The following is a 14,635-nucleotide window of genomic DNA, read 5'->3' on the forward strand; positions in this document are numbered from 1 at the left end:
GGACAGGATACGGTAAACGCCCGCTTCCGGCCAGCGCTGTACGCTGCCGGAGCGGGTCGGTCAGGCGGCCAGGCGCGCGCGGCGGCTGCTCCACAGCCCTTCGGCCGCGTACAGGGCCAGCGCCGTCCAGATGACGAGGAAGCCCAGCATGCGTTCGGGCGTGAACGATTCGTGGAAGACCCATACGCCGATCAGCAGCTGGCCCGTGGGGGCGATGTATTGCAGCAGGCCCAGCACGGCCAGCGGCAGGCGGCGCGCGCCGGCGGCAAACAGCAGCAGGGGGATGGCCGTGATGGGGCCGGACGCCAGCAGCAGCGCGCGCGTGGCGGTGGAATCTGTATTGACGAAGCCGCTCTGGCCGTGCCAGGCCAGCCACAGCATGTAGGCCAGCGCCAGCGGAAACAAAATCAAGGTTTCGAATGACAGGCCTTCCAGCGCACCGAGCGCGGCCGTCTTGCGCAGCAAGCCATAGCCGCCGAAAGTGGCCGCCAGCAGCAGGGCGATCCACGGCACTTGCCCCGCCTGCCAGGTGAGCCAGGCCACGCCGCAGGCGGCCAGGCCGATGGCCAGCCACTGCAGGCGGCGCAAGCGCTCGTGCAGCAGCATAAAGCCCAGCATGACATTGATCAGCGGCGTAATGAAGTAGCCGAGGCTGGCATCGACCACATGGCCGTTGTTGACGGCCCAGATATAGATGAACCAATTGGCGGACAGCAAAAACGCACTGGCGACGAAGCCGGCCACGACCTTGGGCTGCGCTTTCAGGCTGCCCAGCCAGCTCCACTGGCGGCGCACGGTCAGCACGATGCCTAGAAACAACAGAGACCAGACCATGCGGTGCGCCAGGATTTCCTGTGGCGCGATCTCGCCGATGGCGTGAAAGTACAGGGGGAACAGGCCCCAGCACAGGAAGGCGAGGGAGGCGTACAACATGCCTGGATTCATGATGGGGTTCGCTGGAGAGTAGACAGTCTGTCATTATGGCTGAAAACATCGGGGGCTGCCCGGCGCCGCTGGCGAGGCGTAGAATGGCAACAAATCAATGGCCGCAAGCCCGCGCAGCAAGGCGGAGCGGTACAAAACCACGACTTTGGGGCAGCTGCGGAACCATGCAAAAATACTCTTGCTATTTGCTAATACCTATCATATTGTGCGATGCAACAAAACAAAAACGGGTGCAATCTTGACGTCGGAACACAAAAAAAGCGGCCTGGTCGGCTTGACACTGGCTGCCGTCGGCATCGTCTATGGCGATATCGGCACCAGTCCGCTATACACCCTCAAAACGGTATTCGACCCGGCCCACGGCCTGTCTGTCACGCATAACAACCTGCTGGGCATCGTTTCGCTGATCTTCTGGGGCCTGACCCTGATCGTTTCGCTGAAATACGTGACCCTGGTGCTGCGTGCCGACAACCGCGGCGAGGGCGGCATCATGGCCCTGATGGCGCTGGTGCTGTCGTCCGTCAGCAAGTCCTCGCGCTGGCATGTGCCGCTGATGGTGATCGGCGTGTTTGGCGCCACCCTGTTCTATGGCGACAGCGTGATCACGCCGGCCATTTCGGTGCTGTCGGCGATCGAAGGCCTGGAAGTGGCCACGCCTGCCTTCAGCCCGTATGTGGTGTGGCTGACGATCGCCGTGCTGGTGGCGCTGTATTCGGTGCAGTCGCACGGTACGGCCGGCATCGGCCGCTTCTTCGCTCCCATCATGCTGATATGGTTTGTCGCGCTCGCCTTTATGGGCGTGCTCAACATCATCAAGTCGCCAGGCATCCTGGCCGCCGTCAATCCGCTGCACGCGGTGGCTTTCCTGCTCGACAATGGCCGCATCGCCTTCCTGTCGCTGGGCGCCGTGGTGCTGGCACTGACGGGCGCCGAAGCGCTGTACGCGGACATGGGCCACTTCGGCAAGAAGCCGATCCGCATGGCCTGGTTCCTGATCGCCTTTCCCGCGCTGGCGCTGAATTACCTGGGCCAGGGCGGCTTGCTGCTGGCGCACCCGGAAGCCATTTCCAATCCGTTCTACCAGCAGCTGGGCGCCTGGAGCGTGTATCCGCTGGTGATTTTGTCGACCATGGCCACCGTGATCGCTTCGCAGGCGACCATTTCCGGCACCTTCTCGATGACCAAGCAAGCCATCGCGCTGGGCTTCTTGCCGCGCATGCGCGTGCGCCACACGTCGGAAAGCGAAATCGGCCAGATTTACATCCCGGCCGTGAACTGGCTGCAACTGGCCGTCGTGCTGCTGGCCGTGGTTGGTTTTGGTTCGTCGGAAAAGCTGGCCGCCGCCTACGGCATCGCCGTCACCGCCACCATGCTGGCCACCACGATCCTGACCTTCTTCGTCATCCGCTACCGCTGGAAGATGAATTTGCTGCTGTGCTGGGCCGCCACCGGTTTCTTCCTGATCATCGATGTGAACCTGTTCGCGGCCAGTTCCCTGAAACTGTTCCACGGCGGCTGGTTCCCGCTGTTGCTGGGTGCCGTCCTGTTCATCATCATGCTGACCTGGAAACGGGGCCGCCAGCTGGTGTTCCAGAACCTGGAAAAGCACGCGATCCCGCTCAACGAATTTCTTTCGTCGCTGTTCATCGCGCCGCCGTTGCGCGTGCCCGGCACGGCCATTTTCCTGCGCGGCGAAACGGATGGCGTGCCGCATGCGCTGCTGCATAACTTGCTGCATAACAAGGTGCTGCATGAGCGCGTCATTTTCCTCACCGTCTTCATGCATGAAGAGCCGTGGGTGTTGCCATCGGAGCGCGTGCGCGTGGTGGAGCTGGGCCACCAGTGCTATCAGGTCAATGTGCATTACGGCTTCAAGGATGAACCGGACATTCCGGCGGCGCTGGCGCAATGCGCCGAACAGGGACTCGATTTCGAGATGATGGAAACGTCGTTCTTCATCGCGCGCCAGACCATCATCTCGACGCCGGGGGCCGGCATGATGCCATGGCGCGAACACCTGTTCGTCACCATGTCGCGCAATGCGCGCACGGCGGCCGACTACTATCAGATCCCGAGCAACCGGGTGATCGAACTGGGTACGCAGGTGGAAATCTAGATATCGTGGCCATTGTGGCAACGTTGTATCGGTGCACCATTTAAGGCCGAGCTTACGTCTGCTTACAAATGGGCCCGGCGACACCTGTTAAACTCCAGCCCGTACCGGTCCGCACCGTACGGGCCCCAGCCATACACACCAATATTTAAAGGGAAACCATGAAATCGGTATTTCAAATGATCGCCACGCTCGCTTGTGCCGTGGTCCTGACCGCCTGCGGTGCTGCTGCCAACACCGAGAAGCCAGTCGTGCTCGACCCGAATACGCAGGTGAAAGACCTGGTCATTACCAATCCGGTGGTCGGCACCGGCACGACAGCGGCAGCGGGCGATACTCTGGATGTGCTCTACACGGGCTGGCTGTACGACGCGAGCAAGCCGGACAACAAGGGCAAGCAGTTCGAGACAAACATGTCTGGCGCGGCGTTGCCTTTCCAGCTGGGCAAGGGTCTCGTGATTGTGGGATGGGACCGCGGCCTGGACGGCATGAAGGTGGGCGGCACCCGTATCCTGTCCATTCCGTATGACCTCGGTTATGGCAAGGTGGGCAAGCCACCGTTGATTCCCGGCTACGCGGGCTTGCTGTTTGAAGTCAAGCTTGTGAACGTGTCGAAAAAATAAGCCCGCGCAGGGCTGCCAATACCAAGGGCGATTCCACGGAATCGCCCTTTTTGCTTGGCGGGCCTGGTCCTCGTCAGGCAGGCGCCAGTTCCTGGAAGTAATACGTGGCGCCGCCCAGATCGGCCGGCGCGTCATATTGCAGCACCTGCGTGCGGCGCAGCGCCACCGGGGCGCTGAAGGCGGGGCCGTCGTAGACGAAGGTGTGGAATTCGCCGTTTTCGCCGCAGGCGTCGACGCCGGGCGGCAGGTCGGCCAAAAAGGCGGCATCGAACTCGCGCCCGCAAAATGCGCGTGGCAGGTGCCGGCCATTGATGCACACGACGATGGCCTTGAAGCCGGCGGCGAGAAATTCGTCGACCAGCGCGCGGCGGTCCCCGCCCCACAGGGGCAGGTGGGCCGTCAGGCCGGCCGCGGCGCAGACTTTTTCTTCCCAGTCGCGGTGCGGCTGCAGGTCGATGTCGCCAAACAGCGCATGATCGATACCCTCGGCCTTGGCCGCGCGCAGCATGGCGATGAATTGCTCCTCGTAGCTGGCCCAGCTGGCGTGATAGCGCTGCAGGCGCGCGCCCAGGCTGGCCGCCTGCGCCTCAAGCAGCTCGGGCGGCACGCCGTGCGAGCGCGATTTGCGGCCGTCTTCATCCATGGCCGTGATCAACAGGGGAACGGCCATGCCGGCGTTGCGCGCGCGCCACAGGGCCAGGCAGGAATCCTTGCCGCCGCTCCAGGAAATCAGGGCCGTCGTCATGCCGCTGTTTCCGGCGCCACTGCACGCAGCATATCGATGTGCTCAATGCCGTCTTCGTCGTACGGTGCGCTGACGGTGACAAAACCGAAGGACTGATAGAAACGCTCCAGGTAGTGCTGCGCACCGATGCGGATGGCGTGACCGGGGTGCTGGCCTTCGGCGCGCGCGATGCCCTCCGCCAGCAGCAGCTTGCCGGCGCCCGTGGTGCGCGCTTCGGGCGCCGTCAGCACGCGGCCCAGCGACATTTCCACGTATTTGGCGCCCGGCGCCAGCACGCGCAGATACGCGGCGAGCCGGCGCTGGCCATCGACCGTTTGCCAGCCCAGCAAATGCATGGCTTGCTGGTCATGGCCATCGAGGTCCGGGTAAATGCACTGCTGTTCGATGACGAACACGCGCTGGCGCAAGGCCAGCACCTGGTACAAAGCGTGGGGGCCGAGTTCGTCGAAGGTTTGCCATTGCCAGGTGATCATCGCTGTTCCAGGTTGTCAGGGAAAAGCGCCATTTTAAAGCGGCAGATGAAAAAAAACCGCGCTGCCTTTCGGGCAGCGTGGCTTTTGATGTGTAAACCTCTGGCTTACCGCGCCTGACAGAAGCGTAGCGAGCGGCAGTGATTTGTGGCAGAGAAGCGCAACCGTGCTGGAGCACGGTGAGCATCGCCGGCCGCAAAGCGCGACGCGCAGTAGCTTATGTCAGGTGCCATCATACGATGGTCAGGGTAACGTCGATGTTGCCGCGCGTGGCGTTCGAGTACGGGCAAACGATGTGGGCGGCGGCGACCAGCGCTTCGGCGGCGGCGCGCTCCATGCCTGGCAGCGAGATTTTCAGTTCCACTTCGATGCCGAAGCCCGTGTCGATGGCGCCGATGCCGACGTTGCCTTCGATGGACAGATCCGCTGGCAGGGCGATCTTGTCGCGGCCGCCGACGAATTTCATGGCGCCGATGAAGCAGGCCGAGTAGCCGGCGGCGAACAGTTGTTCCGGATTGGTGCCCACGGCGCCATTGCCGCCCAGTTCTTTCGGCGTGGTCAGCTTGACGTCCAGCACATTATCGGACGACACGGCACGGCCTTCGCGGCCTCCGGTGGCGGTGGCTTGAGCGCGGTACAGGACTTGTTTGATCGACATGATGGTTCCTTGAGTAAAGTAAATAGTTAACGACTAAATAGTGTGCTACTTGTTTCATGGGCTAATGCCCCAGGATGCCCGTCTGCAGAAGCGCTTGCCGGCGTCCATGTGCTCAATATATATCGTGCGCTATTTAATTGCAAGCTATTTTATTTTCAGGCGATGCGGATTTGTGCTTTATTTTGATGCCTTTGTCGCCAGTATTGCCCTTCCATCGCATAATGGCCACCGTCGCCGGGGGCGATGGTTATGCTGGGCCCATTTCACACCCCAAGGAAAAAAATCATGACTAGCCTTTTCTTTATCCTGCGCATCACCTTGGCCACGATGCTCACCTACATCATCGCCACGGCGATCCTGGTGGAGAATTTCCTGCGCTATATCTTCGGGCAGACGGAAGGCTTTTTTGTCATCGTTGGCGCGCTGCTGGCCAGCGCCGTCATCACGAATGCGTTTTCGCACGTGCGCCGCGTGCGCCTGATCGCCGGCACCGTCAACGCCGGCACCCTGTCGAGCCGCCAGCGGCGCCAGATCGAGATTCCGTTCGAGGCGGGCGAGGCATTCGACATGATCGACGCGGCCATCCGCGAACTGCCGGGCAGCGAAGTGGTCGAAAGCGCGCGCGACAGCCTGCAGGTGCAGGCCAGAGTGCGCCGCGCGGCGCCGTACACGGACACGGGCTTGCCCCGCATGCGCGTGCTGGGTTTCCTGGAGCCGCGGCCGAACCAGATTCTCGCCACCGTCACGCCGAATGGCGAAGCGGGCAGCGTGACCCTGATCTGCGAGCCGGCGCGCAATGCCTGGACCGACTGGTTCCTCGTCGACCATGGCAGCAACCTGGAAAACGCGGAAGCGGTGACGCGGGCGATGACGCGCCGCGTGGCGCAGCGCCGGCGCGGCGAGCAGGCCGAGGCGCGCCAGACGGTGACGGAAAAGGAACTCACGGTGGCCAAGCTGAGCCTGCTGCATGCGCAGGTGGAGCCGCACTTCCTGTACAACACCCTGGCCAGCGCGCAGCTGCTCACGCGCAGCGACCCCGTGCGCGCCGACGAGATGCTGGGCAACCTGATTCTGTACCTGCGCCACTCGCTGCCGCGCACGGAGCAAGCCATGTCGACCCTGGGCACGGAGCTGGAACGGGCGCGCGCCTACCTCGATATTTTGAAAATCCGCATGGGCGGACGCCTGAACCTGCAGATCGAAGTGCCGCAATACCTGCGCCAGGCGGAACTGCCGCCGATGATGCTGCAAACCCTGGTGGAAAACGCCATCAAGCATGGCCTGGAGCCGAAGAGCGGCGGCGGCACCATCTGGATCATGGCGCGCAGCGGCAATGGCACGGTGATCGTCACGGTGGCCGACGACGGCAAGGGGTTCAGCGACGACGGCGCCGGCACGGGCATCGGCCTGCGCAATGTGCGCGAACGCCTGCGCCTGACTTACGGCAATACCGCCGCGTTTGCCATCGTCGCCAATTTCCCCGATGGCGTGACGGCCACCATCACGGTGCCCGACAGCACGGCGCAAGGAGTGTCCCATGCATCAGCCTGAGATGACTTGCGTCATCGCCGAAGATGAAACCCTGCTGCGCGATGCGCTGGTGGCCTTGCTGGCCGAGGAGTGGCCCTGCTTGCGCATCGTTGCCGCCTGCGATGACGGCGGCACGGCGCTCGAGGCCATCGCCACCCTGCGCCCCGACGTTGCCTTTCTCGACATCCGCATGCCGGGTTTGACGGGGCTGGAAGTGGCCGCTGGCGCGCTCGACGCCAGTCCCGCCACGCAGGTGGTGTTCGTCACGGCCTACGACCAGTACGCGATCGATGCCTTCGACAAGGGCGCCGTCGATTACTTATTGAAACCGATCGCCCGCGAGCGCCTGCGGGCGACCTTGCAGCGCGTGCAGGCGCGGGCCGGCAAGGCAAAGGCGGGCGACGGCGCGCTGGCCGGCTTGCTGCAGCAATTGAGCAGTGCTTTGCCGGCCGCGGCCAAATCGCCGCCGCTGGTGTGGCTGACGGCCAGCAGCGGCAAGGATACGCGGTTGATCATGGTGGAAGACATCGCCTATTTTCAGTCCGATACCAAGTACACGGCCGTCATGACGGCCGATGGCGAGGCGCTGCTGCGCAAGCCGATCCGCGAACTGCTCGACGTGCTCGATCCGGCCATCTTCAAGCAGATCCACCGTTCCACCATCGTCAACATGAAGATGGTGGCGTCGGTGACGCGCGACGAGGTGGGCCGCGGCGCCTTGCGCCTGAAAACGCGGCCGGAAACCCTGGCCGTGAGCCAGCCGTTCATGAGTTTGTTTCGGAATATGTAGGCTGGCTTACTCCGCCGTCTCAAAACCTTCCAGCACATTGACGACATTGATGCCGATTTCCTTCACTGCATAGCCGCCTTCGAGGATGAAGGCGGTGGGCAGGTTCAGATGCGCCAGGCGCTCGCCCACGCGCAGGTAGTCGCCGCTTTGCAGGGCGAAGTGTGACAGCGGGTCGCCGACGAAGGTGTCCACGCCGAGCGACACCACCAGCGCGTCGGGCGCGTACATCTTGATGCGCAGGCAAGCCGTTTCCAGCGCGGCGAACCAGTTGGCCGTGGTGCTGCCGGCCGGCAGCGGCAGGTTGACGTTGTAGCCCAGCCCCGCGTCGCTGCCTGTCTCATCGGCGTGGCCCAGGTAAAACGGGTATTCGCTGCGCGGGTCGGCGTGGATCGAGGCAAACAGCACGTCGTTGCGCGCATAAAAGATGCTTTGGGTGCCATTGCCGTGGTGGTAATCGATATCGAGGATGGCGACCTTGCGGGCGCCGTCGTCGAGCAGATGCTGCGCGGCCAGGGCCGCGTTGTTCAGGAAACAGTAGCCGCCAAAGAAATCGCTGCCCGCATGGTGGCCCGGCGGGCGCGTCAGGGCGAACGTGGCGCGCTCGCCCAGGCGCAGCGCGTGCGCCGCGTTGACGGCGCAGTCGGCGCCCGTCTTGGCCGCCGTCCACGTGCCGGCCGTCAGCGGCGTGCCGTTGTCCATCGAGTACAGGCCCAGCCTGGCCGTGAAGTCGTCCGGTTCGATATCGCTGCGCAAGGTGCGCACGGGCCACACGGATGGCAAGGCATCTTTGCTGGCATTGTCGGGGTCGAGCGCCAGCCAGTCGTGCCAGGCGTGGCGCAGGAAGTGCAGGTAACGGGGCGTGTGGATGCGCTCTAACGACGTCAGCGGTACACCGTGCGGCGTGACGATGCGGCCCAGGTTGCGCCGTCCCAGTTCGGCCACCACCATGTCGGCCCGTTCGGGCGTCTCGAAGCAGGGCACCAGGGTGCCGCGAAACATTTCGAAGCGGCCCCGGTGCTGGCCGTGCAATTCATTGTAGAAGGTCAGCATCGGGGCGTTTGTGCAAGGTCAGGTGTGCGAGCACAGGGTGCTGGCGCGGTAGGCGGCGACGAAATCGTCGAAGCTGCCGGCGGGCGCCGCCTCCATGGCGCGCTGCTCGGCCAGCGAGCTGGCGGCCATCGCGTCGAAATACGCGCTTTGTTCCTTGCTTGCCGGATGCGCGCGGAAGTAGGCGGCGTGGCGCTCGCTCTGGCGCAGGCCGAAGGCGGCAAACGAACCGCCGTTGGCGCGCAGCTCGGCCAATACCTTGGCCGATGGCGTCGTGTCCGGGTCGGCCAATTTTGCTGCCTGCGCCGCCAGGCTGTCCGCGTGTGCCGTGCCGCCATGGCGAGAGTCGAGCAAGGCCGCCACGGGGGCGATGCGCGCCAGCAATTGCTCGCCCCACGCCTGCAAGCTGATTTCCTCGCCATCGCGGTGCAGGGTCAGGCCCGGCGTGCGGCCTTCCTTGACGGTGCGCGCAAAATTGTGCGTGTAGCAGGCGCTTTGCTCGGCGGAAATTGGCGCGCTGTCGTCGAGCGCGCAGAACAGCAAAAACGCGTCGAGGAAGCGGCCCGTTTCCAGGCTGATGCCGACCGGTTCGAACGGGTCGACATCCATGCAGCGCACTTCGATGTATTGCACGCCGCGCAGGCACAGGGCCTGGATCGGGCGCTCGCCCGTGCGGATCACGCGCTTCGGGCGGATGGTCGAATAGTATTCATTTTCGATCTGCAGCACGTTGGTGGACAATTGTATCCACTCGCCATCCTTCTTCGTGCCCAGCGTTTCGTACGGCGGATACGGATCGTTGACGGCGTGCGTGAGCGCGTTGACGTAATCATCGAGGCTGTTTTCGTGCGGGCGCAGGCCGGACTGGGCATCGTTCTGGTAGCCGAGGTCGCTCATGCGCAGGCTGGTGGCATACGGCAGGAACAGCGTGTCGTCGGACAAGGTGTCGAGCTTGTGCGCGCGGCCGCGCAGGAAACCGGCGGACAGGGCCGGCGAGGCGCCGAACAGATACATCAGCAGCCAGCTGTAGCGGCGGAAATTGCGGATCGTCGCCAGGTAGCTTGCCGACTGCACGTCTTTTGGCGAGGCGGTTGCCTGCGTCGGGCTGGCGCTGGTCTCCGGGTTGCTGGCGAGCACTTGCCACAGCTGTTCGTCGAGCGAATAGTTGTAATGGATGCCGGCGATGCATTGCATGGCCTTGCCGTAGCGCAAGGCCAGGCCGCGCCGGTAGACGTGCTTGAGCATGCCCATGTTCGAGCTGCCGTAGTTGGCGATTTCGATGTCCGCTTCGGGCGGCAGCTGGCACGGCATCGACTGGCTCCACAACAATTCGTCGCCGAGGCGGCTGTAGGCGTGGCGGTGCACGGTATCGAGCTTGTCGAGCGTGACGGCGATGTCGCTTTCGGCCGGGGTGATGAATTCGAGCAGCGCTTCGGCGTAGTCGGTGGTGATTTCAGGGTGCGTCAGCGCCGAGCCCAGGGCGGCGGGGTGGGGCGTGGAAGCCAGATGGCCGGCAGGGTCGACGCGCAGGGTTTCACGCTCGATGCCGCGCAAGCCGCCCAGCAGCGCGCGGTTGGCATCTTCGGTCAGCAATGCCAGGCGGCGAGTCAACAGGTTGGGCAATTTGAGCTTCCTTTCTTGTGCAGCATATAAATAATTTGTGCTGAGATTAACCGAATTTTGGCAAATGCGTCGGCGCCGGCCCAAAAAATGCCGCGTCGCCAGCGTCCGCCCCGGGCAGGAAGGGCGGCGCTTCGGTCAGGAATGCGCTTGATATTTTAACAAACTGCGGGGGGATCTGGCGCGCCGCCGGGTCAAGCTTTGCGCAGATGGCGGTCAGCCCAGGCGGGCGCCGCTGACGCGCTCGATGCCGGCCAGGTCGCGCCAGCTTTGCACTTTGCCGTAGCCGGCGTCGGCCAGCAAGCCGCGCACGGATACCGCCTGGTCGTAGCCGTGCTCCATCAGCAGCCAGGCGCCCGACGCCAGGTGGCGCGCGGCGCCGGAGACGATGGTGCGCAGGGCCGACAGGCCGTCCGCGTGGTCGGTCAGCGCACCGGCCGGCTCGAAGCGCAGATCGCCTTCGGCCAGGTGGCGGTCGCCGCTGGCGATGTAGGGGGGATTGGAGACGATCAGGTCGAATTTTTCCGTGCCCAGCGCTTCGAACCAGTCGCTGGCCATGAAGGTGATGTTGACGCCGTTGGCGCTGGCGTTGCGGCGCGCCACGGCCAGGGCCGTGCTGCTGACGTCCAGGGCCGTGACGACGGCGTCGGGCCGCGTGTACGCCAGCGCGACGGCGATGGCGCCGCTGCCCGTGCCCATGTCGAGCACCCGTCCGCCGGGCGGCAGGCGTTCGAGCGCCAGTTCCACCAGCACTTCCGTGTCGGGGCGGGGGATCAGCACGGCGTCGTTGACTTCGAACGGCAGGCCGAAGAATTCGCGCTGGCCAACGATGTAGGCGATCGGCTCGCCTTGCAGGCGGCGCGCCAGCAAGCTCGATAAACGTTCGGCTTCATCGGAAGTGAGCACACGCTCCGACTGCGTGATCAGGCTCACGCGCGACAGGCCCAGCGCGTGGCCCAGCAGGATGCGGTTGTCGAGCGCATCGAGCAGCGGACGGATTTGCAGCGCGCCGACAGTGCTGCCGGCGGGAATCAAGGTTTCTGGCATGAATAGTCTATTATTTCTGGCGGCGCAGCAGTGTCCACAGCAGGCCTACGGTAAAAATGGCGAACCAGGCGAATGCCCATTGCGGGATCGACAGGCCGAAAAACGGCTCGCCGGCGTTTTCGCAGGCGCCATACGATTCAAACATGAACGGCATGAGTTCGGCCGTGAAGATCTTGTTCAGCGCCGTTTCCACCGGGTCGATGCCGCACGAGAAGCCGGGGTTGGCCAGCACGTACAAATGCTTGGCGCCTACGCCCAGGCCGCCCAGGGCCGCCAGGACACCGATGCCGGCGCCGATTTTCGGCCGGTTCGCCGCCGCGCCAGCCAGGCAGGCGATGCCGATGGCGAGGAACAGGTAGCGCTGGATCACGCACAGGGGGCACGGCGCCATGTTCATGGCATGTTGCAAATACATGGCCACGCCCAGCATCAGGAAACACAGGGCGGCGATCGACAGGAGGACGGTGCGTGAATTTTTCATGGGCGACACGGTGAGGTGGATGGAATCGAGCTGGTCATTTTCGCACAAGGGCCGATTTTTATTGCTTAGCCGCTACTTAAACCCCGGGGTCTGACCCCAGCCTTTAGTCACCCAGCGCGGCCAACAATTCAGCCTGGTGCTCCGCCGCCAGCGCATTCGTCAACTCCGTCAAATCCCCGTCCATGATGAAGTCGAGCTTATATAAGGTCAGATTGATGCGGTGGTCCGTCAGGCGGCCCTGCGGGAAGTTATAAGTGCGGATGCGCTCGCTGCGGTCACCCGAGCCGATCAGGCTCTTGCGCGTGGCCGCTTCCTTCGACTGCTGTTCGCGCAGCTGCACGTCCTTGATGCGCGCGGCCAGCACTTTCATCGCTTGCGCCTTGTTCTTGTGCTGGCTGCGGTCATCCTGGCACTCCACCACGATGCCAGTTGGCAAGTGGGTGATGCGCACGGCCGAATCGGTCTTGTTGATGTGCTGTCCGCCCGCGCCCGAGGCGCGGTAGGTGTCGATGCGCAGGTCGGCCGGGTTGATGTTGACGTCTTCCACTTCATCGGCTTCCGGCATCACGGCCACCGTGCAGGCGGACGTATGGATGCGGCCCTGCGTTTCCGTGGCCGGCACGCGCTGCACGCGGTGGCCGCCCGACTCGAATTTCAGCTTCGAATACGCGCCATTGCCGACCACGCGCACGATCACTTCGCGGTAGCCGCCCAGGTCGGAGTCGGACGACGACACCAGCTCGACTTGCCAGCGGTTGCGTTCGGCAAAGCGCGAGTACATGCGCAGCAGGTCGCCGGCGAACAGGGCCGATTCATCGCCGCCCGTGCCGGCACGAATTTCCAGGAAGATATTGCGCTCGTCATTGACATCCTTCGGCAGCAGCATGGTTTGCAATTCGCGTTCCAGGCGCGCCATGGTGGTTTTCGCCGCCTCGATTTCTTCCTGCGCGAATTCCTTCATGTCCGGGTCGCCCAGCATCTCTTGCGCCGTCGCAATATCGTTGCCCGCTTCCTGGTAGGAATGGTACAGGGCCACCAGCGGGCCCAGTTCGGCGTGCTCGCGCGTCATCTTGCGGTAGCTGTCCATGTTCGACGTGGCGTCCGGGTGCATCAGCAGTTCGTCGAGTTCGACCAGGCGGTTCGCCAGTTGATCGAGTTTGCCCAGCATGGATGGTTTCATAGCGATTCGCGGTAAAAGAGTGTAGGGATGGTGCGGTCCGGCAAGCCCGGCAGGCGGGCAAGGGTAGCCGCGCGCGGGCGGCCAGCGGGGCTGCGCTAACGGCGGGGGCGGAACAGTTTCGGCAGCAGGGTGACCAGTTGCTTGCGCTCGTCGCCCTGCGCCTGGTGCAGCGCCTGCTGCGGGCCGTGCAGGAACTTGGCCGTCAAGCCTTTCGACAGCGCTTCGAGCACGGCGTCGATGTCGGCGCCCTTGGCCAGCATCTTGCGCGCCCGCTCCACTTCCATCAGGCGCAGCGATTCGCTGTTTTCATGCAAATGCTGGATGACGGGCACCATGGCGCGGTCGTCGACCCAGCTCATGAACGATTGCACGCGCGTCTCGATGATGGTCTCGGCTTGCGCCACGGCCGCTTGCCGGCTTTCCAGGCCCGTCTGCACGACCTTGCCCAGGTCGTCGACCGTGTACAGGAAGACGTCGTTCAGGCGGCCCACTTCCGCTTCGATGTCGCGCGGCACGGCCAGGTCGACCATGAACATGGGCTTGTGGCGGCGCGCCTTGATGGCGCGCTCGACCAGGCCCAGGCCCAGCAGCGGTAACGATGAGGCCGTACACGAGATAACGATGTCGAACTGGTGCAGCATTTCTGGCAAGTCGGCCAGGCGGATCGCCTTGCCGTTGAAGCGGTGCGCCAGCTCCTCGCCCCGCTCCATGGTGCGGTTGGCAATCGTGATGCTTTTCGGGTTTTGCGCCGCGAAGTGCGTGGCGCACAATTCGATCATTTCGCCGGCGCCGATGAACAGCACGTTCTGCTCGGCGATCTTGTCGAAGATGCGCTGCGACAGGCGCACGGCGGCGGCCGCCATGGACACGCTGTGGGCGCCGATTTCCGTGCTGCTGCGCACTTCCTTGGCGACCGAAAAGCTGCGCTGGAACAACTGGTGCAGATACGTGCCCAGGCCGCCCGCCTCGTCGGCCGTGCGGATGGCGTCCTTGATCTGCCCGAGGATCTGCGTTTCGCCCAGCACCATCGAATCGAGCCCGGAGGCGACGCGGAAGGTGTGGCGCACGGCATCGTGCTGCGGCAGCATATACAAGTGGGGGCGCAGCTCGCTGTAGTTGAGCTGGTGATAGTCGGCCAGGAAATGCGCGCCCGCGTCGAGCGGGTTCGGCACGTGGCTGGCCGCATACAGCTCGGTGCGGTTGCAGGTCGAGAGGATGGCCGCTTCGTCGTTGTCGCGCAAGTCGATGCGCTGGAACCAGGTGCGCGCCGCCATCACCGCCGAACCCAAGTGCTCAGGCGCAAACGCCAGCTGTTCGCGGAGCGACACTGGAGCGGTGGTATGGTTGAGGCCGACGGCGAGCAGTTGCATTTCAGGGCTGTTGGGA

At 63.9% G+C, this 14,635-nt stretch carries 14 protein-coding genes; 4 read left to right on the forward strand and 10 right to left on the reverse strand.

Annotation, left to right across the window (positions count from 1 at the left end; all coding sequences use genetic code 11):
- Positions 1-60: 60 nt before the first annotated feature.
- Positions 61-945, reverse strand: a complete 885-nt coding sequence (gene rarD / locus CLU91_RS17170) for an EamA family transporter RarD (protein ID WP_100875128.1) — start codon at positions 943-945, stop codon at positions 61-63.
- Positions 946-1,183: 238 nt separating this feature from the next.
- On the opposite strand from rarD, the gene CLU91_RS17175 reads away from it, so the two are divergent.
- Both CLU91_RS17175 and CLU91_RS17180 read left to right on the forward strand, forming a co-directional pair.
- The gene (locus CLU91_RS17175) at positions 1,184-3,061 is read left to right on the forward strand and encodes a potassium transporter Kup (RefSeq protein WP_100875129.1); all 1,878 of its coding nucleotides are present in this window, start codon (positions 1,184-1,186) and stop codon (positions 3,059-3,061) included.
- A 158-nt stretch (positions 3,062-3,219) separates the two neighbouring features.
- Positions 3,220-3,681: an FKBP-type peptidyl-prolyl cis-trans isomerase gene (locus tag CLU91_RS17180; protein WP_100875130.1), complete on the forward strand. Its 462-nt coding sequence runs from the start codon at positions 3,220-3,222 to the stop codon at positions 3,679-3,681.
- 73 nt (positions 3,682-3,754) lie between these two features.
- Here the strand turns inward: CLU91_RS17180 and CLU91_RS17185 are convergent, their stop codons facing one another.
- The 3 genes from CLU91_RS17185 to CLU91_RS17195 all read right to left on the reverse strand — a co-directional run bounded on the left by CLU91_RS17185 (position 3,755) and on the right by CLU91_RS17195 (position 5,554).
- Positions 3,755-4,426: a diphthine--ammonia ligase gene (locus CLU91_RS17185; protein ID WP_100875131.1), complete on the reverse strand. Its 672-nt coding sequence runs from the start codon at positions 4,424-4,426 to the stop codon at positions 3,755-3,757.
- A complete protein-coding gene (locus CLU91_RS17190) occupies positions 4,423-4,899 on the reverse strand; it encodes a GNAT family N-acetyltransferase (protein WP_100875132.1) in 477 nt (158 codons plus the stop codon). The genes CLU91_RS17185 and CLU91_RS17190 overlap by 4 nt, the downstream gene beginning before the upstream one ends.
- 229 nt (positions 4,900-5,128) lie before the next feature.
- The gene (locus CLU91_RS17195; protein WP_035823589.1) at positions 5,129-5,554 is read right to left on the reverse strand and encodes an organic hydroperoxide resistance protein; all 426 of its coding nucleotides are present in this window, start codon (positions 5,552-5,554) and stop codon (positions 5,129-5,131) included.
- A 285-nt stretch (positions 5,555-5,839) separates the two neighbouring features.
- On the opposite strand from CLU91_RS17195, the gene CLU91_RS17200 reads away from it, so the two are divergent.
- Positions 5,840-7,105, forward strand: a complete 1,266-nt coding sequence (locus CLU91_RS17200; RefSeq protein ID WP_100875133.1) for a histidine kinase — start codon at positions 5,840-5,842, stop codon at positions 7,103-7,105.
- On the forward strand, positions 7,092-7,874 hold the full coding sequence (locus CLU91_RS17205; protein WP_100875134.1) for a LytR/AlgR family response regulator transcription factor: 783 nt from the start codon (positions 7,092-7,094) through the stop codon (positions 7,872-7,874). The genes CLU91_RS17200 and CLU91_RS17205 overlap by 14 nt, the downstream gene beginning before the upstream one ends.
- A gap of 6 nt (positions 7,875-7,880) precedes the next feature.
- Here the strand turns inward: CLU91_RS17205 and CLU91_RS17210 are convergent, their stop codons facing one another.
- The 6 genes from CLU91_RS17210 to hemA all read right to left on the reverse strand — a co-directional run bounded on the left by CLU91_RS17210 (position 7,881) and on the right by hemA (position 14,619).
- On the reverse strand, positions 7,881-8,924 hold the full coding sequence (locus CLU91_RS17210) for a histone deacetylase family protein (RefSeq protein ID WP_100875135.1): 1,044 nt from the start codon (positions 8,922-8,924) through the stop codon (positions 7,881-7,883).
- An 18-nt stretch (positions 8,925-8,942) separates the two neighbouring features.
- Positions 8,943-10,544 (reverse strand): glutamate--cysteine ligase, encoded by a 1,602-nt coding sequence (gene gshA, locus CLU91_RS17215; RefSeq protein ID WP_100875136.1) that lies wholly within the window; start codon positions 10,542-10,544, stop codon positions 8,943-8,945.
- A 213-nt stretch (positions 10,545-10,757) separates the two neighbouring features.
- Complete coding sequence (prmC, locus tag CLU91_RS17220; RefSeq protein ID WP_100875137.1) at positions 10,758-11,588, reverse strand: peptide chain release factor N(5)-glutamine methyltransferase; 831 nt, start codon at positions 11,586-11,588, stop codon at positions 10,758-10,760.
- 10 nt (positions 11,589-11,598) lie between these two features.
- Positions 11,599-12,069: a disulfide bond formation protein B gene (locus CLU91_RS17225; RefSeq protein WP_100876783.1), complete on the reverse strand. Its 471-nt coding sequence runs from the start codon at positions 12,067-12,069 to the stop codon at positions 11,599-11,601.
- Positions 12,070-12,172: 103 nt separating this feature from the next.
- On the reverse strand, positions 12,173-13,249 hold the full coding sequence (gene prfA / locus CLU91_RS17230; RefSeq protein ID WP_100875138.1) for a peptide chain release factor 1: 1,077 nt from the start codon (positions 13,247-13,249) through the stop codon (positions 12,173-12,175).
- A 95-nt stretch (positions 13,250-13,344) separates the two neighbouring features.
- Positions 13,345-14,619, reverse strand: coding sequence for a glutamyl-tRNA reductase (gene hemA / locus CLU91_RS17235; protein ID WP_100875139.1), 1,275 nt, complete (start codon positions 14,617-14,619; stop codon positions 13,345-13,347).
- Positions 14,620-14,635: the final 16 nt, after the last annotated feature.

The organism is Janthinobacterium sp. 64, from assembly GCF_002813325.1.
Classification (GTDB): domain Bacteria; phylum Pseudomonadota; class Gammaproteobacteria; order Burkholderiales; family Burkholderiaceae_D; genus Janthinobacterium.